21 protein-coding genes and 1 pseudogene are annotated in these 19,535 nt (G+C 38.9%); 11 read left to right on the top strand and 11 right to left on the bottom strand.

What is annotated here, in order from left to right; all coding sequences use genetic code 11:
• A complete protein-coding gene (locus MTP24_RS12830; RefSeq protein ID WP_008126473.1) occupies positions 1 to 1,131 on the bottom strand; it encodes an FIST N-terminal domain-containing protein in 1,131 nt (376 codons plus the stop codon).
• A gap of 268 nt (positions 1,132 to 1,399) precedes the next feature.
• On the opposite strand from MTP24_RS12830, the gene MTP24_RS12825 reads away from it, so the two are divergent.
• From MTP24_RS12825 to MTP24_RS12815, 3 genes are all read left to right on the top strand, one after another.
• A complete protein-coding gene (locus tag MTP24_RS12825; protein WP_243531561.1) occupies positions 1,400 to 2,401 on the top strand; it encodes a fatty acid desaturase in 1,002 nt (333 codons plus the stop codon).
• A 228-nt stretch (positions 2,402 to 2,629) separates the two neighbouring features.
• On the top strand, positions 2,630 to 3,919 hold the full coding sequence (locus MTP24_RS12820; RefSeq protein ID WP_243531559.1) for a M20 family metallopeptidase: 1,290 nt from the start codon (positions 2,630 to 2,632) through the stop codon (positions 3,917 to 3,919).
• A 108-nt stretch (positions 3,920 to 4,027) separates the two neighbouring features.
• The gene (locus MTP24_RS12815; protein ID WP_008126482.1) at positions 4,028 to 4,441 is read left to right on the top strand and encodes a GFA family protein; all 414 of its coding nucleotides are present in this window, start codon (positions 4,028 to 4,030) and stop codon (positions 4,439 to 4,441) included.
• Positions 4,442 to 4,524: 83 nt separating this feature from the next.
• Here MTP24_RS12815 and MTP24_RS12810 read toward each other — a convergent pair whose 3' ends face one another.
• Both MTP24_RS12810 and MTP24_RS12805 read right to left on the bottom strand, forming a co-directional pair.
• Positions 4,525 to 6,585: a TonB-dependent receptor gene (locus tag MTP24_RS12810; protein WP_243531557.1), complete on the bottom strand. Its 2,061-nt coding sequence runs from the start codon at positions 6,583 to 6,585 to the stop codon at positions 4,525 to 4,527.
• A gap of 98 nt (positions 6,586 to 6,683) precedes the next feature.
• Positions 6,684 to 7,367, bottom strand: a complete 684-nt coding sequence (locus MTP24_RS12805) for a transporter substrate-binding domain-containing protein (protein WP_243531555.1) — start codon at positions 7,365 to 7,367, stop codon at positions 6,684 to 6,686.
• 119 nt (positions 7,368 to 7,486) lie between these two features.
• On the opposite strand from MTP24_RS12805, the gene MTP24_RS12800 reads away from it, so the two are divergent.
• The 3 genes from MTP24_RS12800 (at position 7,487) to MTP24_RS12790 (ending at position 9,282) form a co-directional block, all read left to right on the top strand.
• Positions 7,487 to 7,735 carry a TIGR03643 family protein gene (locus tag MTP24_RS12800; RefSeq protein WP_006793686.1) on the top strand — a complete coding sequence of 83 codons (249 nt, stop codon included), beginning with the start codon at positions 7,487 to 7,489 and terminating at the stop codon, positions 7,733 to 7,735.
• 81 nt (positions 7,736 to 7,816) lie between these two features.
• Complete coding sequence (locus MTP24_RS12795; RefSeq protein ID WP_008126494.1) at positions 7,817 to 8,182, top strand: hypothetical protein; 366 nt, start codon at positions 7,817 to 7,819, stop codon at positions 8,180 to 8,182.
• A gap of 23 nt (positions 8,183 to 8,205) precedes the next feature.
• Entirely contained in the window at positions 8,206 to 9,282 is a 1,077-nt protein-coding gene (locus MTP24_RS12790) for an endonuclease/exonuclease/phosphatase family protein (RefSeq protein ID WP_243531553.1), read from the top strand.
• Positions 9,283 to 9,318: 36 nt separating this feature from the next.
• Here MTP24_RS12790 and MTP24_RS12785 read toward each other — a convergent pair.
• Positions 9,319 to 9,468 (bottom strand): annotated as a pseudogene (locus MTP24_RS12785) (IS3 family transposase); the annotation flags it as partial.
• Between the two features lie 81 nt (positions 9,469 to 9,549).
• Positions 9,550 to 9,840, bottom strand: a complete 291-nt coding sequence (locus tag MTP24_RS12780) for a hypothetical protein (RefSeq protein WP_243531551.1) — start codon at positions 9,838 to 9,840, stop codon at positions 9,550 to 9,552.
• 358 nt (positions 9,841 to 10,198) lie between these two features.
• Between MTP24_RS12780 and MTP24_RS12775 the strand changes: the two genes are divergently transcribed.
• Positions 10,199 to 11,461, top strand: a complete 1,263-nt coding sequence (locus MTP24_RS12775; protein WP_243531257.1) for an IS110 family transposase — start codon at positions 10,199 to 10,201, stop codon at positions 11,459 to 11,461.
• A 43-nt stretch (positions 11,462 to 11,504) separates the two neighbouring features.
• Here MTP24_RS12775 and MTP24_RS12770 read toward each other — a convergent pair whose 3' ends face one another.
• The 6 genes from MTP24_RS12770 to MTP24_RS12745 all read right to left on the bottom strand — a co-directional run bounded on the left by MTP24_RS12770 (position 11,505) and on the right by MTP24_RS12745 (position 15,758).
• Positions 11,505 to 11,801: a hypothetical protein gene (locus MTP24_RS12770; RefSeq protein WP_243531549.1), complete on the bottom strand. Its 297-nt coding sequence runs from the start codon at positions 11,799 to 11,801 to the stop codon at positions 11,505 to 11,507.
• Positions 11,802 to 11,921: 120 nt separating this feature from the next.
• On the bottom strand, positions 11,922 to 12,296 hold the full coding sequence (locus MTP24_RS12765; protein WP_243531547.1) for a hypothetical protein: 375 nt from the start codon (positions 12,294 to 12,296) through the stop codon (positions 11,922 to 11,924).
• A 139-nt stretch (positions 12,297 to 12,435) separates the two neighbouring features.
• Positions 12,436 to 12,888, bottom strand: coding sequence for a DMP19 family protein (locus tag MTP24_RS12760; protein WP_243531545.1), 453 nt, complete (start codon positions 12,886 to 12,888; stop codon positions 12,436 to 12,438).
• A gap of 293 nt (positions 12,889 to 13,181) precedes the next feature.
• Positions 13,182 to 13,370, bottom strand: a complete 189-nt coding sequence (locus MTP24_RS12755) for a hypothetical protein (RefSeq protein WP_243531544.1) — start codon at positions 13,368 to 13,370, stop codon at positions 13,182 to 13,184.
• 277 nt (positions 13,371 to 13,647) lie between these two features.
• Complete coding sequence (locus MTP24_RS12750; protein WP_008126503.1) at positions 13,648 to 15,027, bottom strand: NAD-dependent succinate-semialdehyde dehydrogenase; 1,380 nt, start codon at positions 15,025 to 15,027, stop codon at positions 13,648 to 13,650.
• A gap of 215 nt (positions 15,028 to 15,242) precedes the next feature.
• Positions 15,243 to 15,758 carry an NUDIX hydrolase gene (locus MTP24_RS12745; protein ID WP_243531542.1) on the bottom strand — a complete coding sequence of 172 codons (516 nt, stop codon included), beginning with the start codon at positions 15,756 to 15,758 and terminating at the stop codon, positions 15,243 to 15,245.
• Positions 15,759 to 15,980: 222 nt separating this feature from the next.
• Between MTP24_RS12745 and MTP24_RS12740 the strand changes: the two genes are divergently transcribed.
• The 4 genes from MTP24_RS12740 to MTP24_RS12725 are packed head-to-tail and all read left to right on the top strand — an operon-like array spanning position 15,981 to position 19,528.
• The gene (locus MTP24_RS12740) at positions 15,981 to 17,324 is read left to right on the top strand and encodes a sigma-54 dependent transcriptional regulator (RefSeq protein WP_243531539.1); all 1,344 of its coding nucleotides are present in this window, start codon (positions 15,981 to 15,983) and stop codon (positions 17,322 to 17,324) included.
• A 13-nt stretch (positions 17,325 to 17,337) separates the two neighbouring features.
• The gene (locus MTP24_RS12735; protein WP_006793673.1) at positions 17,338 to 17,547 is read left to right on the top strand and encodes a hypothetical protein; all 210 of its coding nucleotides are present in this window, start codon (positions 17,338 to 17,340) and stop codon (positions 17,545 to 17,547) included.
• 34 nt (positions 17,548 to 17,581) lie between these two features.
• The gene (locus MTP24_RS12730) at positions 17,582 to 19,066 is read left to right on the top strand and encodes a sensor histidine kinase (RefSeq protein WP_243533724.1); all 1,485 of its coding nucleotides are present in this window, start codon (positions 17,582 to 17,584) and stop codon (positions 19,064 to 19,066) included.
• Positions 19,067 to 19,528, top strand: a complete 462-nt coding sequence (locus tag MTP24_RS12725; protein ID WP_008126515.1) for a response regulator — start codon at positions 19,067 to 19,069, stop codon at positions 19,526 to 19,528. It abuts the gene before it with no gap.
• The last annotated feature ends 7 nt before the right edge of the window (positions 19,529 to 19,535 follow it).

Raw genomic sequence — 19,535 nt, 5'->3', positions numbered from 1 at the left:
TTAGTCTTCAGTTAGCAAGGTAAGTGTCATGGTTTGATTATGTAAATGACACGGGCCAAAAGGAACATGAGGCGATAACTCGCCGTAAGAGTAAAACCCGGTTCTAGTGCAGTTCTCGGGAAGTAAGTCTGCGATTGTTTCAAGTTCTTCTTCAATTAATTGGTCAAGTATCATTCGTCGACCAACACAGCTCACTAAAAGCGCAAGGCTAGGCTGGTTACTGCCCATCATTTGTATGGCGGCTTCACCCGCTTGTTGTGCTCCATCAATTAGATTTTCGTAGTTTGCGCGCATTAGTTGGCATTTAGCCCCTTCAGGAAGATTACCTGCAAAGGTCATGCTTTTTTTATCTTCATCAATACTTAAAATGGTTCTGACTACGGATTGTTCTTCACCAACTTCTTGCATAGATAGCGGGAATAATAAAGCAGAGCTTGGCAGCCCGTCAGCGTATTCACCTAGCATCGTTTTGTACAATTCCAGTGAAGGACTGTGGTCTATTTCATAAAGGGTATTTTTAGTTGATTTGGTAATTTCGCGTATAGGGCCAAATGGTTTCCACCCGCCCATGGTACCATGGCTAATATTTAACTTTTCGCCATAAAACCCAACAACAACGACTAAGCCTTTAGTTACGTTATCATTGTGCCATACTATGGTTTCTTTAAAGCGAGCCTGATCACCCGCTAAGCCACCAGTTACAAGTACGTTTTTAGGTAATGCGCCAGTAATACTCTCAATGAGCTCGCTGCCATTTATAAGCTGTCCATCAGAAACAACAAACACATAACGTAAGCCATTATGATCTAATTGATTTACAAGTGCGGTGCCCAAAGAGCTTGAGTCGGCATAGTTACTAATGTTATCTGACTTGGCAACAACATGACTTTTCTCAAAGTGGACGGCGGTCAGCGCTATGCTTTCGTCGTGTATTTCACTACCTTGAATTTCTCCGCTGGTAGAGCACCCTACAATTTCAGCCTCAGGGAAAGATGATTTTAATTGAGGCAACATGTGTGATGTTGCCATGGCATGTCTGTCACCAAAAGCAAATACTAATGCAGCATCAGATTTTTTAGGTAGCGACGTTTGCCATTTGCCTTCTTTATAAATAGATTGAAAAGTGTTCATAATTTAAAGGCTTTCCCGCACAGCTATGTTATTAATAATATAGATTATAGGGTAAATGCAGGTAAATCCACATTTGTTACGTTTAATTAACGCTCTTTTATAGTGTTTACTATTTTATAAATTAAGTATTTAACTCTTTTAGATAAGTAATGTGGCTTCACATTTAAAAATTGATTTTTTGCTTAAATACAATGAAATCCAACTTAAATGTTTTAGCGTATAATGTAATTAAGTATCATGTTTACAACACGGTTTTAAGAACGTTCATATGACTCAGCTAAGTGCCAAACAAAATATTCAAGCAATTGTTAAAGCTATAAAAGCCGAAGAGGCAGTACTTCGCCAAAAATACCCTTTGCTTGCTCATCAAAATACCATTGGGCTTGTTATATTATTGCTCTCGTTGAGTGCTTTAATTGGTGTTGGGGTTTTGTATTACCTTGCCATTATACCTGCATGGGCTTGTATTATTTTGGCAGCGATGGCGGCTTCGATTTCTCACGAACTTGAGCATGATCTCATTCATAAACAGTATTTTAGTAACCAGCCTTTAATCCATAATTTTATGATGTTAACTGTTTGGTTAATGAGGCCAAACACCATTAGCCCATGGTATCGCCGCAAAATGCATTTACATCATCATAAAACATCAGGTACGGAGCAAGATCTCGAAGAGCGCTTAGTGGGCAATGGCATTAAAAATCCATTTATGCGTGCGCTTGTTATTGTGGACGGTTTACTCGGTTTAGTTATTAATACCAAACGTTTTAGTAAAGAAATTAAAGGATTTAGTTTTTTAAGCGTGTTTAATGCGGGCTTTCCAGTAACAACTACATATTTTATTATTTTGTATAGTGTAATTATATTCCATACAGTTAACTTATTTGTACCCATTGAAGCAAGCACCCCGGCTCTAGCGTTAGAGGTTTTAAATGTGTTTGAATTTATGATGATTGTGTTAATTGTGCCAAATATAGTGCGCTCAAGCTCGCTTAACTTTGTTACCTCAAGCATGCATTACTATGGCGGCGTTAATAACATGCTAGAGCAAACTCATGTACTAACAAGCCGTTTATTTATGCCGTTTCACTTGTTTTGTTTTAATTTTGGTAAAACGCATACCATCCATCACTTTGTACCAAATCAGCCATTTTATTTACGCCAAATGTTAAGCAAAAAAATACTCGACGTAATGCGCCAGCATAATGTACGGTTTAATGATTTTAACAGCATTAAAAATGCAAACGCTTATAAAGCCCAAGCTAATTAATGCAAAAGCAATTTGAGCTTTATTTTTAAAACCAATCGTATTTGCGATTGGTTTTTTTTTAATTACATTTACCATTTAAATTAAGTTTTAGTATCGCAGAGTAAATCTATGTCGTCTGTGCGATTTAAGGATAGTGCATTTAAAATGGTGTAGGCTATAACTCAACAGCACTTTTCGATAACACTAAATCGGTTGTTGGGCTTCATTAAAATAATAAAGGAAAACAGGATGAAAAAATCACTACTTTCAGTGGTATTAGGTTTTGCTGCACTTGGTACATTTAACGCGCAGGCAAACCTTGATCAACACGTTAAAAATGTAGAGCAGCAGGTAATTGAATGGCGACGTGACTTTCACCAAAACCCTGAGCTTGGTAATCGTGAAACACGTACCGCAGGCATTGTGGCTAAACACTTAAAGTCGTTAGGTATGCAAGTACAAACCGATATTGCTTACACTGGTGTTGTGGGTATTTTAAAAGGCGCAAAGCCTGGTCCTACGGTAATGCTACGCGCCGATATGGATGCACTACCGGTAACAGAAAAAACAGATGTGCCATTTAAATCAACCAAAACCACAAATTTCCGCGGTGTAGATGTGGGTGTAATGCATGCCTGTGGGCACGACACGCATGTAGCCATGTTGATGGGCGCAGCACAAGTATTGGCCGATATGAAAAGCGAGCTGCACGGTAATATTATGTTTGTGTTTCAGCCAGCAGAAGAGGGCGCACCTATTGGCGAGGAAGGCGGTGCAGAATTGATGCTCAAAGAGGGGATATTTACCAAATATAAACCCGACGTGGCATTTGGTCTTCACATAACATCGAGCTTACACAGCGGCAAAATTGGTTACAGAAGCGGCCCTGCTATGGCCAGTTCTGATAGGTTTGAAATTACTGTTAATGGTCGTCAAGCACATGGTTCAGCACCGTGGACTGGGGTTGACCCTATTGCAGCGGCTGCACAAATTGTAACGGGTGTTAACCATATTGTGAGCCGCCAAGTAAATATAACCAAAGAGCCCGCAATTGTGTCGTTTGGCAAAATAGCAGGTGGAGTGCGCAATAATATAATTCCTGAAAAAGTTGAAATGGTAGGTACAATTCGCAATTTTGATATGAATAATAGAGCACAGATTTTTGAAAAAATAAAAACAACGGCTACACATATTGCTAAGTCGTCGGGAGCAACTGCCGATGTGCATATTCATGAAGGTTACCCAGTAACGGTGAATAACCCTGAGCTTACTGCGCAAATGCTGCCAACCCTCGCAAAAGCGGCGGGTAAAAATAACGTAGTGGAAATGAATAAGATTACAGGTGCAGAAGACTTTTCGTTTTATGCATTAGAAGTCCCAAGTGTCTTTGTATTTTTAGGTGGTACGCCAAGTAGCCAAGATTTAAAAACGGTACCAAGTAATCATTCACCTTATTTTTATGCTGACGAATCATCGTTTAAAGTAGGGACTAAGGCATTAAGCCAGCTCGCTGTAGATTACTTAGATAGTAAAAAGTAGGCTGCTAACAATTGAGTTAGTAAAAGTCATAAGCTAACTCAATGTATTTTAAGCGTAGTACGTAAAGGTGTGTGAAGGCTCTATAGGCCTATGTTAGAGGATTACTATATGAAAATCACAGGAAGCTGTTTTTGTGGCGATATAACTTATGAGGCCACCACACAAAATAATAACGTAGTAGTATGTCATTGCAGTGATTGCCAACGGATGTCGAGTGGACCATTTAGAGCCGTTGTAATTGCAGATCCTAATTCGGTTGATTTTACAAAAGGACAACCGAAAGAGTATGTAAAAACAGCGCAAAGTGGCAATAAGCGAGCGCAAGGTTTTTGTGCAAATTGCGGTACGTCACTTTATGCAACAAATGAGTCTTCTATCGATCGTATATATGGGTTGCGTTTAGGTTCGATTGATCAGCGCGATTTGTTTAAACCTTCAATACAAATTTGGACAAAGTCAGCATTGCCTTGGCTTGATGATTTACATCATGTTGATGCATTTGATAGCACCCCAAAGAATTAGTCTTATAAATGCTTTAAACCTCATTCCTGCAGTAAATAAAGCGACTTATACGTATATAAGCCGCTTTATTTTAATAGCTTTATTTACCAAGTATACGATGCCGATAACATGGCATTGCGTGGTTTACCCGGAAAATATCTATCGCCTGTAAAACTAGTGTAATCAGCTCGCTCTGCATACGCTTTATTGGTCACATTTATAATACGAGCCATAACTTCAAGATTTTTTGTTGCTTGCCACTGGGCGCGTAGGCTAAGAACCGAATGGCCTTCGTATTCATTTAAGTTCTCAGGGTCTGTGTAGTAATGGCCAACATGATGCCATTGAAGTGCAAATTGGGTGTTGTTACGTGCTTGCCACGTAATATCAATATTAGCAATGTTGCGTGGTGCGGTATCTATGTCGTTGCCATTTATGTTTAGGCCGTTAATAACTTGGTTGTTAGTGTAACTATGTTTAGCATGTGTACCTGCAAAGTTAACCGACACGTTATTGGGTAATTGATAATTAAGCTCAAGTTCAACCCCTCGATGGCGAGAGCTGCCATCATTTACAGTGAAAAAGTCGCTATCACGATAAATAGTATTGTGTTTACTCATAGCATATACAGATAAGCCGTAATTAAATGCACTGTATAATCCTTTTATACCAAACTCAGCGTTGTTAGCTATTTCTGGGTTTAAGTTAGCGGTGGTTTGCTCGCGTTGTAATTGATATAACTCAGCAGCTTGTGGCGCTCGGTAACCGCGAGAAAAGTTAGCGTAAAACGTGTTATTACTGTTGTATTGGTAACTTATTCCAAGTTTAGGTGAGGCATTACTAAAGCTATTTTTAGTGCTAGCAGGACGACTGTATCGGCACCCACCAAACCCGCACTCGCTACCATCTTCTTTTGTTCTACCCGCAAGCATATTATTTGTGTAGTCGTACTGCATGTGCTCGTAACGAACCCCGGCTGTTAATAGCCATTTATTTAATTGCCAATTCACGGATGCAAATGGTGCATAAAGTGTGGCATTGACGTTGTAATCGTAATGTTTACCCTTTGGCACGGTAGCCACTAAAAATGCCGAACCTTGCGTTGCCTCGTTTTGACTTTGTAAAAAGTCGGCTTGGGTGTACTCGCCATCTAAGCCTAAGTTCAGAGTTACATTGTTATTTATACTGTGCTTATAAAGCGATTGAACACCAATACCTGTTTGACTGTTTTTTTCAAGGGGTGTACCTGGTAAAAAGTGCTTAAAAAAGTCCATACTTTGATCGCGCATATACACAGTGGTAGAAAGTAAATCGTTATTGGCTAATTGCCATGTTGCATTGCTCCACGCTCGCAAAGATGTTGCCTTTCTAAATGCATCAGGATCGAAGTTTTGCTGTGCTATATCTTTATTTTTATAGCTTTCAAACCCAGTAATAAAACCAGCTGTTTGCTGATCTAAATGTGTATAAGTTATACCTGATGTGAGCAATAGATTATCGCGCTCTAGACGATGGCGTATATTTACTTTTTGTTGTTTAACACTTTCATCATCACGGTACCCTGTATCGTCAGTAATACTGGCGTTTATGCCAATTCCGCTGTTCCCATAGTCTTGCCCTGCACGTAATTTAACGCGTGCATAGCCATATGAGCCATAATCTACGCCCAATAAACCGCCGCCTTGAGTTGTGTCGGGTGTTATTACATTAATAACACCATGCACAGCATTTGAGCCGTATAAAGCAGAGCCCGGCCCTTTTAACACCTCAATGCGTTGGGCCATCTCACTATGCGATTCAAATAGCTCGTTAATATTACAAAAACCCGCAGCGCGAAGCGCTATTCCATCTTCTAAAGTTAGCACACCACCACATGCGCCAGCCCCAGACAAAACTGGCGAGCGAAGCGCAGGTAAATATTCTTGGCCATTGCCGCGCTGTACATTAGCACCAGCAACGCGTTGCAGGGCTTCTTCAATGTGAGTGGGTGCAATGCTCTTAAGTTGCGCCTCGGTTAGGGTAGAAATAGACAATGGAAGGGGTGTAGAAAGCGCTTCGACCCTCGATGCTGTGGTGGTAATAACTTCAATTGAGTCTGTACTTTTCTGATCAGCAACAACAGCTTGGCTAAACGGCAAAATGAGCGGCAAACAATAATATTTCATACATACCTAAAACGTTTGGGGAAATAGCTTGGTTAAATGATATGTGGTTTTTATAGGCTTTTAAACTTGTTGCGTTAAAGTGCATGTATAACCGTAAATTATTGTTCGTAATATTGCTTTATTTGCTTATCAATTAAATTTATATCGACTACACCCGGCTTAAATGCAATATAAACAGGTAAGCTGGATTCATGGAACTGACGAGCGTGAATGCCGACACTGTTTTTTGCAAACCAAAGCCCAGCTTGATAATTAGTGATTATAAAATCAACACGCTTTTTTTCTAATAACTTGAAAGAATCTGACGTTGAAAGTGCATGCATTATATTTTTAGGCAATATTTTGTATTTATCAGCTATTTCATTAGGTAAGGCAACGCCTCGGAGCATAGCTATTCTAGTGCTAGAAAAGTCTTTGTTATTTAGGGTACTTTTATCTAAAGCAAATAATCCAAATTTGGTGACATGTGTAGGGTGCTGAGTAAACTCTAAATGCTTTTTACGTAGGGTATTTGTTGCTAAAGAGAAATAACAGTCGTAATAGTTAAGGGTCATTTCTTTTTTTACGCGTGCCCATGGTAAGTGTATTACTTTAATGTTTAAGCCTAAGCTTTGATTTAAGTAATTTATCAGTTCAATGTCTGAACCGGTAAAAATGTTTTTTTGCTCATCAAAAATAGTATAAGGCGGGTAGTGAGTTGTAACGCAGCGTAATGTTTTACTTGACTCGGCAACTGCTAACGATGGCGCCATTAAAGCTAAGATTAATAAAATAAAACGCATGACTATCAAATCCATTTTCTTTTAAGTATATAAGCTATTTTTTAATTTTAAAGTGAGTGATGAAATTGATGATCTACGCGCTTTTAAGTCGCGTATAAGATTAATTTTTGGAACACACCATGTTTAACGCAGAGCAGCAATCACGCATTATTGAAATGGCGTGGGAAGATAGAACGCCATTCGAAGCCATTGAACAACTATACGGATTAAAATACCCTCAGCTCGTCGTTTTTATGCGAGAGCACATCTCTAAAGGGAGCTTTAAAGTGTGGCGTAAGCGCCACGCAGGGCGTAAAACTAAGCACTTAAAGTTACGCGATCCCGCTATTATGCGCAGTCATTGTAAAACTCAGTACAAACACCGTTAATACCGTAAATTTAAGCGCTATTTCATTTGATGTTCATCCTAGCTTGGTAGTCTTAGATGACTTTTAGCACTGGAGATACTTATGAAAGCAGCTATTTATATCACACTCATCACACTTGCGCTGTCATCTGTTGGGGCACAAGCTAACCCAAACAAAGACAATCATGGCCAGCACCAAGGTAAAAAGGTTGGCCATAAAAAGCACAAGCATCATGATCACAACTCTCTTTCTAAAAAAGAGAAAAAGCAGCTACTTCGTGCAGGGTGGACTCCGCCAGGTAAAAATAAGCGTTACCATACTGGTGATATTTTAGAAGTTGATATATACAAACGTGGTAGGGTTGTTGAACGTTCTAGAAATAATGGTACTGTAAGTATCGAAATCGACCGTAAAATTATCCACTTAGTACACGATACACGAGAAATATTATCAATTTTGAGTCGCTAAATTAATTTAAAGGGATTTAAGTAATGCTTACATTGTTGGCTGTAACTACTGGCTTTTTTTTACTGGTAACTTTACTACCCATGTCATACAGCCAGCATTACTTGGTTAGAAGTTGCGATTTTGTTCGTTTGCAAGTGTTATATATTGCTGGTTTTATATTTGCTAGTTCACTATTTTTGTTATGGCTAAATAGTGATACGCACTATATTTATATTACGCTCGCATCTGTAATTATTATGGTTTTACAAGGTAAGTGGATCTTTCCTTATACTTGGCTTGCAAAAAAAGAAGTACAAAGCGCGAGCAAAAACAGCGAGCACAGTATAAGAATTATGTCGGCTAATGTGCTTATGTCAAACCACAATAGTGAGCAACTAATAGCGTTGGTGAATCAGCATAAACCTGACTTACTTATTACACTTGAAAGCGATAGCTGGTGGGAAGAAAAGCTATCTGTGCTTAAAAAAAACTACCCTCATTATATCGAATGCCCTAAAGACAATCGCTATGGCATGCACTTATACAGCAAATTTAAATTACTCGATGCGCAAATATGTGAGCTCATTGAAGATGATATTCCTTCAATTCATATTTTATTTGAAAACGACGAAGGCCTTGAAATGCAAGGGCACTTTATTCACCCAGCACCACCAAGCCCAACTGAAGAAGATTCATCGCGCCCACGCGACTCAGAACTAATAATGGTTGCCAAAGCAGTTAAAAACCCAACTCGTCCAACAATCGTAGCGGGTGATTTAAACGATGTAGCATGGTCGCGCAGTACGCGTTTATTTATGCAAATAAGTGGCTTTTTAGATCCCCGTAAAGGTCGCGGCTTTTATAATACATTCCACGCGGGTTACTTTTTTATGCGCTGGCCGCTCGACCACCTATTTCATAGCCAGGGTTTTAAGGTTAAGCGTATTGAGCGCTTAGCTAAATATGGCTCAGACCACTTTGCGCTGCTTACCGAGCTTTCTTATGAAAATGCCAGTCAGCAGTCATTAGAGGACAAACCCGACAAGTTAAAGCAAGAAGAAGTAGCAGAACTTACCATGAGCAAAGCCGATAAGCGAAAAGTCCCCAGGTTTGAAAAATAGTAATTGTTATTAGGTTGTGTAGGTCGAATAAGCGAAGCGCCAACGACTAAGCATTAACGTATGAATATCTAGCGCCTCGGCAGCGTCTTTTGACATGACATCGTCTCGTAAGCTTAGTTCGAATGCTTTAATTTTGAAGTTAACGGGGTAAAACGATGTCTTCCTAGATTGGGTATATCTGGGCATTTTAGCCTCCTCAAAGTAATGAGGAGGTGTCTACTAAAACGGGTGAGGAGTAATTACCCTTTTGAGTGCATTGTTATATTTTTATTGCGCCAAGTCTTCTTTTTTGGTTGAAACAGCCAATAGTGATATTGAAGCGGCATAAGTAGAAAAGAAAGCGATATACGCTACACACAAACCGACTAAGCCGAAAACATTGCTTTCAATTGATATGTCATAAATTAAATATGCTGATATTGGTAATGAGATAATTGAAAAAGCTTTACCGCGAGAAAGGATCACTAGCTTATTTTTAATATAAGGAATTGCAAGGATCAATACTGGAATCAATAATAGCCCAGCAAATAAGATATCGATTTTAACTTCTGAATTCATTTAATGCTCCAATTCGTTTGAAATATAACGCTTCATCAAGAAGCGGTCTAGGCTTGCTAAACTTATGTGACGAAGGAACTCGCTCAAGCCGTGACGAGTCTTTCTTCAGTGACTTATAGTTCGACCAAGCCACTTAATTTAAAAGTAACTGACTATTATATTAAGTGGAATATGCTTCTGTTGGTTACGAATATTGAATGACGAACATCCAATGTTTTTAACAAGACGTTCGAGCCAACAGAGCACCTCGATTTCAAAACGCATACTCAGGGATTGCCGACCAAGACTATCTATAAGACCTGCGAGAAACGAGATTTAAGCACATTCCGTCCTTAACTTTAACCGTAGGCGCTATAAAATGAAAGCATATAACGTTGATAATTTTGCTGCACTCATTGGCATTGATTGGGCCGATAAAAAACATGATATTTGTGAGCATCCAACAAGCACTAATAAATATCATTACACCGTTGTTAAACACAGACCTGAAGCGTTGCATGAATGGGCTATGGATATTAAACAGCGTTATCCAGACCAGAAAATAGCGATTGTTTGCGAACTTAAAAAAGGCCCGCTTATTTATGCATTAGCTAAATACGACCACCTTACTTTATTCACCGTTAATCCTTGTGCTGTTGCTAAATATCGCCAGGCTTTTACGCCCAGTGGCGCAAAAGATGACCCATCAGATGCCTTTCTGCAAGTTGAAATTCTTAAGTTACACATGGATAAGCTCTCTGTCATTGAGCCCGAGTCAGCAGCTATGCGAACGCTGTCTCAGCTTGTTGAATATCGCCGAAGTTTAGTGCAAGACAGTGTCGATTTATCCAATAAAATAACGGCGACATTAAAGAATTATTACCCGCAGGCACTTGAATGGTTTAAAGAAAAGGACACGTATATATTCTGCGACTTCATTCAGAAATGGCCATCACTCACTGCGGTTAAAAAAGCAAGAAAACAGACCTTACTCGACTTTTTTGAGAGTCATAATTCACACTATTGCACGGTTAATAATGCACGACTAGACAGTATTAAAAATGCGATGCCATTAACTCTGGACGAAGGAGTAATTGTACCTAATCAAATGCTCGTTGAAGTGCTTATCACGCAATTTAAAGTGTTATTAAAGGGCATTGAAAAGCTCGATAAAGCAATAAAATCGGCTTATAAAGCCCAGCAGGATAAAAAGATATTTGATAGCTTACCCGGCGCAGGTCCACAACTCGCCCCACGTTTACTTGTTGCTTTTGGGAGTAATCGTGCGCGTTACAATGATGCTGCAGAACTTCAAAAGTACGCTGGTATAGCGCCTGTTATTGAGCGCAGTGGTCAAAAAATGTGGACGCATTGGCGTTATAGTTGCCCCACTTTTTTAAGGCAAACATTTGTAGAATGGGCAGGCTTTTCTATTCGTTATTCATTTTGGGCTAAAGCGTATTATGAGCAACAAAAAGCCAAGGGTAAGCCGCATAACAGCATTATTAGATCACTGGCATTTAAATGGATAAGGATTGTATTTAGGTGTTGGAAAACGAATACACCCTACGATGAATCGACGTATTTAGCAGCATTGAAACGCAGAGGCTCACCACTTTTAAAATTTGCAATTAATAGCTAAATTTTACTAGTCGTCCACCTCAGGGCGTGTTGTTATATTTATGTCACTTTAATACTTTATCTAAGTAAGGTTCGATTTCAGCACTTTCATCATTAGCGGTCTTTATCCCAAGAATGAGTATGGAAAGAGCAAACCAGCCAATAGCGAAACCAAAATTAAAAAGTATTAAGAAGACTAAAGCTGGTATTCCGCACCAAAGAAACATAATTAGCAACCGGCGAGAAATATTTATAGGTTTGTCTTCTCTGAATTGTTTAACTGCGCTATTTACGATCTCTATTTTTTCACTTTGCTTGAGACCTTTTAATCTTTTGTCATCATATAAATTAAAATAAAACATTAAACCTCCTTGTAAATATAACGCTCCGCATAAATGGCGGATAACAGTTGGCTAAACTTAGCGAAGAATGAGCGCCAGCCAACTGTTAGGCGTCCATTTTAATGCGTTTGTTAGGAGTGCCTACTCCTGATATCTAGAGATAGCGAGTTTTTTAGCTTTCTCAACTGCTACAACACCACTATCTAAAAGGATTTTACCTAATATTTCATCGCTTCTTTGAGAAGCCATGTTTGAATATTTATTCCCAATTTTTTGCGCGACATAACACCATGCATAAGCTTCTTGTAAGTCTAGTATTGGTTTTTCAGTTGATAATGAAACACACAAACCAAACGGAGCGAATTCGTATTTAAATTTCGCTGACTCTAGTAGGAACTCAAGTCCCAAATTAGGATCAAATTCCTTTCTGTCTTCTTTAAATAGCTCTGTACCGATCACGAACAATTGCTCTGGCGTATATTTGCTTTTATCTTCTGCAAATACGGTACCTGACATTAGCAACGATAGTAAAAAAATATGCAGCCTCATCAGCACTCCTAACGCCCCTATTAAACGGCACAGACTTGTGGCCTACACTTTGTGAGGCACGAACAATGGCCGCGAGTATGGGGCCGGTTGAATGGATTGTTATGTTTTACTTTACTCTAAAGTTATTTAGCATTTTATAAAAGTCCTCTTGATATTCATAAAAGCTAGAATCTAACTTACCCAGTTCATCAATTTTCTTGTCTTCTTCAATTTCCAATTCCATTTGTCTATCAGTGCGAGTTAGAGGTAGTGAACCAGAAAAAGCAATATCGATAGCCTGTTTAAGCAATTTTGCTGTCTCGGTAGCGCCTATTTTATTCAATGAATCCAAAGCCAACCCTGCATTATCACCTGCGGAATTCCAAAAATATTGATGAAACCCTCCGTTGCTTACTTCAGCTTCCAACCACCAAATAGCAAATATGGCCTTTTCTTTTTCACTCAAACCATCGATGCCAACAAGTTGATATTTCAACTCAACGGAATCGTAAGACTCTGGATATTTTTCAGCCAATGCAACACCTGATATAAAAAGGAAAACAATAAAAATTTTACTCATAATTACTCGTAAAACATAACAATTTAATCAAAGGACACTTTCCCCATATTTGCGTAAAAAGGTCCTTATTTTATGAGTTTCTATTATTAGCAAATAGTGTAACTTATTGCCAGATATAAATATTATTCTTAATGTAGGTTATTTAAGCATGTAGAAAAAAGGAAAGTTTCCTCTTATTATTCCCAAACTAGCGCTCACCTTGGTAAAGGTTGCTTTGCATTGTGAATTCATCGTTGCCTTTTAGGCCAACCCTCGGGTTTTTATCTGATTTTTAAGCTTAGATTTTGTCGCATTTATAGTGTTTTTCTAGCTTGCTCAATACATTCAAATTTTTTACTTGTAATGCTTTTTATGTTTTGTTCACCACCGCATTCAATGGCAGCCATTTTTTTGTGATTATATACATTATAGGTTTGTGCTAAAGCACCTGCTGATAATGCAACCGCTGCAATAACGACTAATTTTTTTATCGTTTTATTCATATTTAATCCTTTATGCTGCTGCACTTTATTGAGACTTTTGCAGTTAAGGCATTCAGCTTTTTATGAAATATTGAATGAGTAGTAAATAAGTTAACAGCCATTAAGCTGGCTTAAAACCCTAAATTTGTAACAGTGTATGTGTGCTAAACTATTTTTGATTATTAGCGCTTAGCGAGTTTTTATTTGTTAAGCATAAAAAAGCCTAAAAGCGGCAGTTCGCTTTTAGGCTTAATATTTATTGCTGCTATTTTATTCAATAACAGGTATGTTGCATTTATTATGCGTTGGCAATCATAATGCTCTTAATATTCACAAATTCGCGCATACCAAAGCCACCATGCTCTCGGCCGTAGCCACTTTCTTTAACACCACCAAACGGCAGGTTAGGCTGTGCAAGGCCGTAACCGTTAATGTTGATCATACCGGTGTCAAAGTGCTTTTTAGCCAGTTCAATGGCTTTTTTCTCATCCTTTGAAAAAATACCACCGCCTAAACCATAGCGAGAGTCGTTGGCAATGCGCATAGCATCGTCGTTGTCTTTTGCTTTAATAAGTGAAGCGACAGGGCCAAATAATTCGTCGTCGTATGCAGGCATGCCCGGCGATAAGTTATCGAGAATTGTAGGCGGGTAGTAGTAACCCGTTTGCGATGGAATTTCACCACCCGTTACAATATTTGCACCTGCTTTAACCGATTGCATGACTTGGTCATGAATACCGTCGCGTAAATCTTCACGTGCCATTGGGCCAAGGTCTGTGTCATCGGCCATGGGGTCACCCATTTTAAGGGCTTCAAATTGTTCTTTAATTTGTGCTTTAAAGTCATCGTAAAGTGACTCAACCACAACAAAACGTTTTGCTGATACACAGGTTTCACCGTTATTGATCATACGTCCTGTTACACAGGTTTTAACGGCAAGTTCTAAATCGGCATCATCCAGTACTAAGTAGGCATCGTTACTGCCAAGCTCCAGTACTGTTTTTTTAACGTGTTTACCGGCTTCTTCGGCTACTTTTTTACCCGTACCATCACTGCCTGTAAAGGTTACACCGCTAATTGCTTTGTGGGCAATTAGGCTGCTTGCTGTTTTACCATCAATAAGTAAATTGCTAAAGCAATGCTCCGGGAAACCGGCTTGTTTAAATAGGGCTTCGATTTTTTCAGCCATGCCAAAAACGTTACCTGCGTGCTTAAGCACGGTCGTGTTACCGGCCATAATGTTAGCTACGCTGTAGCGAATAACTTGATAAAGCGGGAAGTTCCAAGGTTGAATGCCTAATAAAACGCCCGTAGGTTGGTAACTAATAATGGCGCGGCCACCGTCCATGTCTCGTTCTTCGTCCGCTAAAACTTGTGGGCCGTTTTCAGCTGTATAACGACAAATTCCGGCACATAGTTCAACTTCTTGAAAGCCTTGCTCATACACTTTACCCATTTCTTCGGTCATTAATTTAGCAATGGCTTCTTTTTGTTCTTCAAAAAGTGTTGCGAGGGCATTTAAATGTTTTGCGCGTTCGCTAAATGACGTTAAACGCCACTTTAAATATGTTTCGTGAGATTTTTCGATTACTTGCTCTGCCTCATGTTGAGAAAGTAGCGTGTAGGTATCGATGGTTTGCTCAGTTGCCGGATTAATCGTTTTAACTGTATTGCTCATTCCTATCTCCTTACAATTTATGTAAGCAGATAGGTGCAAATCAAAGGCCAATATAATCGCAGGAATGGTTTTGTTTTAACTTGTTGATTGTTATTGGCTATTTTATTTTTAAAGTCTTGTTTTACTTTTTTAATTTATAATTTTGTAAATTAGATAAAGTAAAAAGTACTGGTCAGTGCAAAATTTACAAACTGATTAATAAATTATACTTGGCTTTAAAATAGCGTTTGTACAATTTGTTTGAGCAGGTAGGTTTCTCGTAAAATAGAAAGGCCTTGTTTTTCACTATTGGCTAATGTGCGTTCGTTATGTGCAATTGCATCGTTTATATCAACCCACTTTGCGGTCATGCCATTTTGCTGTTCGTAGTGCTCTAATTTTGCTTTGCCAAATTCATCGGCAATATTACACACGTAGCAATACGATTTAATATGAATAATATCAAAGTCGTTTTTATACCAAGGGCGATACTCTTCGTAGAGACCAAAATCTTTAACCACAGTAATATTTTTAGCGCCGGTTTCTTCGCTCAACTCGCGAATTAAGCCTTGTTCAACGCTTTCACCCTCATCTACACCACCGCCAGGTAGGCTATAATCTTCATAACGATTTGTGTACATAAGTAATATTTTATTGTTTTTTATTACAATGGCACGAGCGGTAATACGTGTGAAATGAGTGCCTTGGTTTATATTAATGCCAGAGTGGATTAAGGTTTTTAATTGCTGCATTTCATCTCCTTTTATTAACATACGAGTATATCAGCTGTATAAGTATTACTTGCAAATAAAAATTGTTTTTATTGTGATCGTTATGCTTTCAGCTTACGTAAATAGAGGGTTGATATAATAGGACAATAAATCATTTAAGTTATTTTAAAAGATTAGCTCAATACGTACCTTTAAATTAGTTCTTAGGATGCGTAGAATAAAAAAAAAGAACAGGGATTTATCATGTTAAACATACTTTTAGTAGATGATGACGTTGAATTTAGTGACGTTGTTTGCCACATAGTCGAATTCCTCGGCCACAATATAAGCACCGCAACCAGTTTAAAAGAAGCACACCAATGGTTTGAAAATAATACCTTTGATCATGTGTTACTTGATTTCATGTTACCTGATGGAAGCGGACTTCATTTGCTTGACCATTTAAAAATAATTGGCCAGTCTCCAAAAATTACACTCATATCGGGCCACCCTTCAGTGAAGGGAATATTGGCTGATATGTGTGAGCCTAATATTGGGCACCTTCTAAAACCCCTTCAACGCGAAGATTTAGAGCTTGTTTTAAATGGCCCTAAAAAAGTAGCCGTTAAAAAGGCAAAAACCAGTGGTATTACGCGTCATTTTGGCAGCTTAATTGGCGAGTCAGAGCCAATGCACAAACTGTACAATATGATTGAGCGAGTAGCCAAAACAAATGCCAATGTCATGTTAATGGGCGAAAGTGGCGCAGGTAAAGAAGTTGTGGCTCAGGCAATACACAATGCAAGCCAGTGCGAAGGCCCATTAGTGGCTAGTAACTGTGGTGCACTTTCGAAAGAGCTGATTGGCAGTGAATTATTTGGCCATGAAAAAGGCGCATTTACAGGTGCAATTGCGCGTAAAGAAGGGGTATTTGAGCAATCAAACGACGGTACTTTGTTTTTAGATGAAGTAACCGAAATGCCAATTGATATGCAGCCTAATTTATTACGAGTTCTTGAGACTAAAAAAGTAACGCGTGTAGGGGGCAATAAAGAAATTCCAACCAATTGTCGAGTAATCTCTGCAACTAACCGAACGTTAGAAGAATTGGCTCAGAACAACGTTATTCGTGAAGATATTTACTTTAGGCTCGCAGTGTTTCCTATTGATATACCGCCTTTAAGAGATCGAAAAGACGATATTCCATTGTTAGCAAAAGCATTTTTAGATCAGCTAAACGATGAGAATGGCACCGCATTTAGTTGGACTGCTGCACAGCTTAAAGAGCTGCAAAGTTATGAGTGGCCGGGCAATGTGCGTGAAATTCGCCATGCTATTCACCGTGCCTTTATCATGAGTGACCCTAAATCAGGCGAAGTGACACTGCCAGATAATCTAGAGTCGCCATTTTCACGTGTAAATAATCAAAGTGCTGATAACGCAGTGTCGGCTGGACAAACCATAGAAGAAGTTGAAAAAGAGCTCATTCATGCAACGCTCGACAAGGTGCAAGGGAATAAAACACTTGCTGCACAAATGCTAGGAATTAGCACTAAAACACTTTATAACCGCCTTAATGCTTACGGTGGTATTGGCGAGTATAAATAAGTTGAGAGGTAACATGACACAGAACAATCAACCGGAGCCGCTTAATAAATTAGTTCATGACGCAAGAGCCCCTTTAAATCGTATTTCAATGAATGCTGAACTAATTAAGTTAGTACTTGAAAACGATATGCCAAAAGAAAAGGCACTCGAGGCACTAAATAAAATTATTAGCAATTGCCAACAATGCAGTGAAAGCTTACAAAAAATTGTTGATTCACAATGATGAAAGCGTGTTTTATGCGCAAACAGGAAACTAAATAAGCATGCAAAAACAACAAGGTAAAGCGAATGTTACGTGGGCGGCTTTTATAGTTGTGGTGTTATCTATTATTGTGGGTAATGCTTTTTTGGCATTAAATACAATTCAAGGGTTAACCCAAACACAAAAAAGCTTAGACAACACTAGCATGCTAAGTTCGGCAATAGAGCAATTGCATTTATCTATTGTACAGGCTGAGTCTGGGCAGCGTGGCTATTTATTAACGGAAGAAGATGATTACCTTACACCTTACTTCGATGCAATTGGCCAGTTAGAAGCACAAACAGACCATGTTAAATCACTGCATTCGGAAATTGATGGTCAGTCTGAACGAATAGCCCAGCTGCTTGTTTTAGTACAAAGTAAAATTAAAGAGCTTAAAAAAACAGTTAACTTAGCGCTTGATGATAAAGAGCGCCGTGCTTTAGCTATTTTAAATACCCACGACGGCCGAGAGCTTTACAAGCAAATTCGTGAACGCGTAAATGATATTCAAGACCGTGAATTACTGTTTAAAGTGAGCCATTTTTCAAAGCTTGCTCAAATCAAAAACGAGGCCAAAATTACGTTTGCGATTACCGCGATTACTAGTGCAATACTGATTATAGGCATGTTTGTAATGACACGCTTAAACCTCAGAAATGCCGCTCAATATCGATTTGATCTTGAGAAACAAAACGAAACATTGGCTAGTAAAGTATCTGAACGCACGCAAGAGCTAACCTTGTATTCAGACGAATTAAGCAGAAGTAACCGGGAGTTGGAAGAGTTTGCTTTTGTGGCAAGCCATGATTTGCAGGAACCTCTTCGTAAAATTCAAGCATTTAGTGACCGGTTAGAAACCATGTTCAAAGATGATTTAGGCGAAAAAGGCTTAGATTATATTGGCCGTATGAAAAACGCCGCACAGCGAATGTCGAACTTAATTAACGACTTGTTAGAGTTTTCGCGTGTTACTACGCGTGGTAAAGACTTTGATGATACTAACTTAAATGAAGTAGTTGACGATATTCTTAGCGACTTAGAGATTGCAATAAAAGAGTCAGATGCACAAATTGAAGTGGCAGAGTTGCCTGTTATTCAAGCAGATAAAAGCCAAATGCAGCAACTTTTTTTAAACTTACTCTCGAATGCGGTTAAGTTTAGACGCCAAGATGTGAGTCCGCATATAAAAATTAGTTACGAACATGAGGCTATTTTTAATGAAGATCACAATGCAGAATTAAGCTTTCAAGTAATTACCATAAAGGATAATGGCATAGGGTTCTCTCAAGACTATGCTGATAAAATATTTGTACCGTTTCAGCGTTTGCATGGTCGCTCACAATATAAAGGGACAGGTATTGGTCTTTCTGTGTGCAGACGGATTGTAGAGCGCCATGGCGGTACTATTACAGCTCAAAGTAAAGACGGTGAAGGTGCAACCTTCATTATAAAACTACCAGTGGAAGCTGCGCTTTTCACCTTGCAAGGAGAGGCTTAAATGCCCTACACAAAAGTTAAACCAATTACTATTTTAATGGCTGACGACGACGAAGATGATCGTTTATTAACGCAAGATGCACTTGCTGAAAGCCGAGTACTTAACGAGCTGCACTTTGTAGAAGATGGTGTTGAGTTACTTGAGTATTTGGAGCGCAAAGGAAAGTTTGCTGATAAAGAAGTATCGCCGCGTCCTGGGCTAATTTTACTTGATTTGAACATGCCAAGAATGGATGGCCGCGAGGCGTTAGAGGCGATTAAAGCAAACCCAAATTTAAAAGGGATTCCAGTTGTTATTTTAACCACATCGAAACAAGAAGAAGATATGGTTAAAGGGTATAACTTAGGTGCAGCTTCATACATTACTAAGCCTGTTACTTTTGATGGCTTAGTTGATTTGATGAAAACCCTTGGGAAATATTGGGTTGAGTTTGTAGAGTTGCCAAGTACGTTTAACGATTAATGGAGAT

This window comes from Pseudoalteromonas sp. APM04, from assembly GCF_022809815.1.
GTDB lineage: Bacteria > Pseudomonadota > Gammaproteobacteria > Enterobacterales > Alteromonadaceae > Pseudoalteromonas > Pseudoalteromonas marina.
The sequence above is the reverse complement of the archived record's forward strand: the minus strand, read 5'-3'. Positions and strand labels throughout refer to the sequence as shown.

Bases quoted from the DNA above. Each gene is read 5' to 3' on its own strand.
- MTP24_RS12790 (WP_243531553.1), top strand. From the start codon at position 8,206: ATGCTTACATTGTTGGCTGTAACTACTGGCTTTTTTTTACTGGTAACT.
- MTP24_RS12795 (WP_008126494.1), top strand. From the start codon at position 7,817: ATGAAAGCAGCTATTTATATCACACTCATCACACTTGCGCTGTCATCT.
- MTP24_RS12820 (WP_243531559.1), top strand. From the start codon at position 2,630: ATGAAAAAATCACTACTTTCAGTGGTATTAGGTTTTGCTGCACTTGGT.
- MTP24_RS12805 (WP_243531555.1), bottom strand. From the start codon at position 7,367: ATGCGTTTTATTTTATTAATCTTAGCTTTAATGGCGCCATCGTTAGCA.
- MTP24_RS12765 (WP_243531547.1), bottom strand. From the start codon at position 12,296: ATGTCAGGTACCGTATTTGCAGAAGATAAAAGCAAATATACGCCAGAG.
- MTP24_RS12735 (WP_006793673.1), top strand. From the start codon at position 17,338: ATGACACAGAACAATCAACCGGAGCCGCTTAATAAATTAGTTCATGAC.
- MTP24_RS12745 (WP_243531542.1), bottom strand. From the start codon at position 15,758: ATGCAGCAATTAAAAACCTTAATCCACTCTGGCATTAATATAAACCAA.
- MTP24_RS12760 (WP_243531545.1), bottom strand. From the start codon at position 12,888: ATGAGTAAAATTTTTATTGTTTTCCTTTTTATATCAGGTGTTGCATTG.
- MTP24_RS12750 (WP_008126503.1), bottom strand. From the start codon at position 15,027: ATGAGCAATACAGTTAAAACGATTAATCCGGCAACTGAGCAAACCATC.
- MTP24_RS12775 (WP_243531257.1), top strand. From the start codon at position 10,199: ATGAAAGCATATAACGTTGATAATTTTGCTGCACTCATTGGCATTGAT.
- MTP24_RS12725 (WP_008126515.1), top strand. From the start codon at position 19,067: ATGCCCTACACAAAAGTTAAACCAATTACTATTTTAATGGCTGACGAC.
- MTP24_RS12800 (WP_006793686.1), top strand. From the start codon at position 7,487: ATGTTTAACGCAGAGCAGCAATCACGCATTATTGAAATGGCGTGGGAA.
- MTP24_RS12810 (WP_243531557.1), bottom strand. From the start codon at position 6,585: ATGAAATATTATTGTTTGCCGCTCATTTTGCCGTTTAGCCAAGCTGTT.
- MTP24_RS12770 (WP_243531549.1), bottom strand. From the start codon at position 11,801: ATGTTTTATTTTAATTTATATGATGACAAAAGATTAAAAGGTCTCAAG.
- MTP24_RS12815 (WP_008126482.1), top strand. From the start codon at position 4,028: ATGAAAATCACAGGAAGCTGTTTTTGTGGCGATATAACTTATGAGGCC.
- MTP24_RS12755 (WP_243531544.1), bottom strand. From the start codon at position 13,370: ATGAATAAAACGATAAAAAAATTAGTCGTTATTGCAGCGGTTGCATTA.
- MTP24_RS12830 (WP_008126473.1), bottom strand. From the start codon at position 1,131: ATGAACACTTTTCAATCTATTTATAAAGAAGGCAAATGGCAAACGTCG.
- MTP24_RS12740 (WP_243531539.1), top strand. From the start codon at position 15,981: ATGTTAAACATACTTTTAGTAGATGATGACGTTGAATTTAGTGACGTT.
- MTP24_RS12780 (WP_243531551.1), bottom strand. From the start codon at position 9,840: ATGAATTCAGAAGTTAAAATCGATATCTTATTTGCTGGGCTATTATTG.
- MTP24_RS12825 (WP_243531561.1), top strand. From the start codon at position 1,400: ATGACTCAGCTAAGTGCCAAACAAAATATTCAAGCAATTGTTAAAGCT.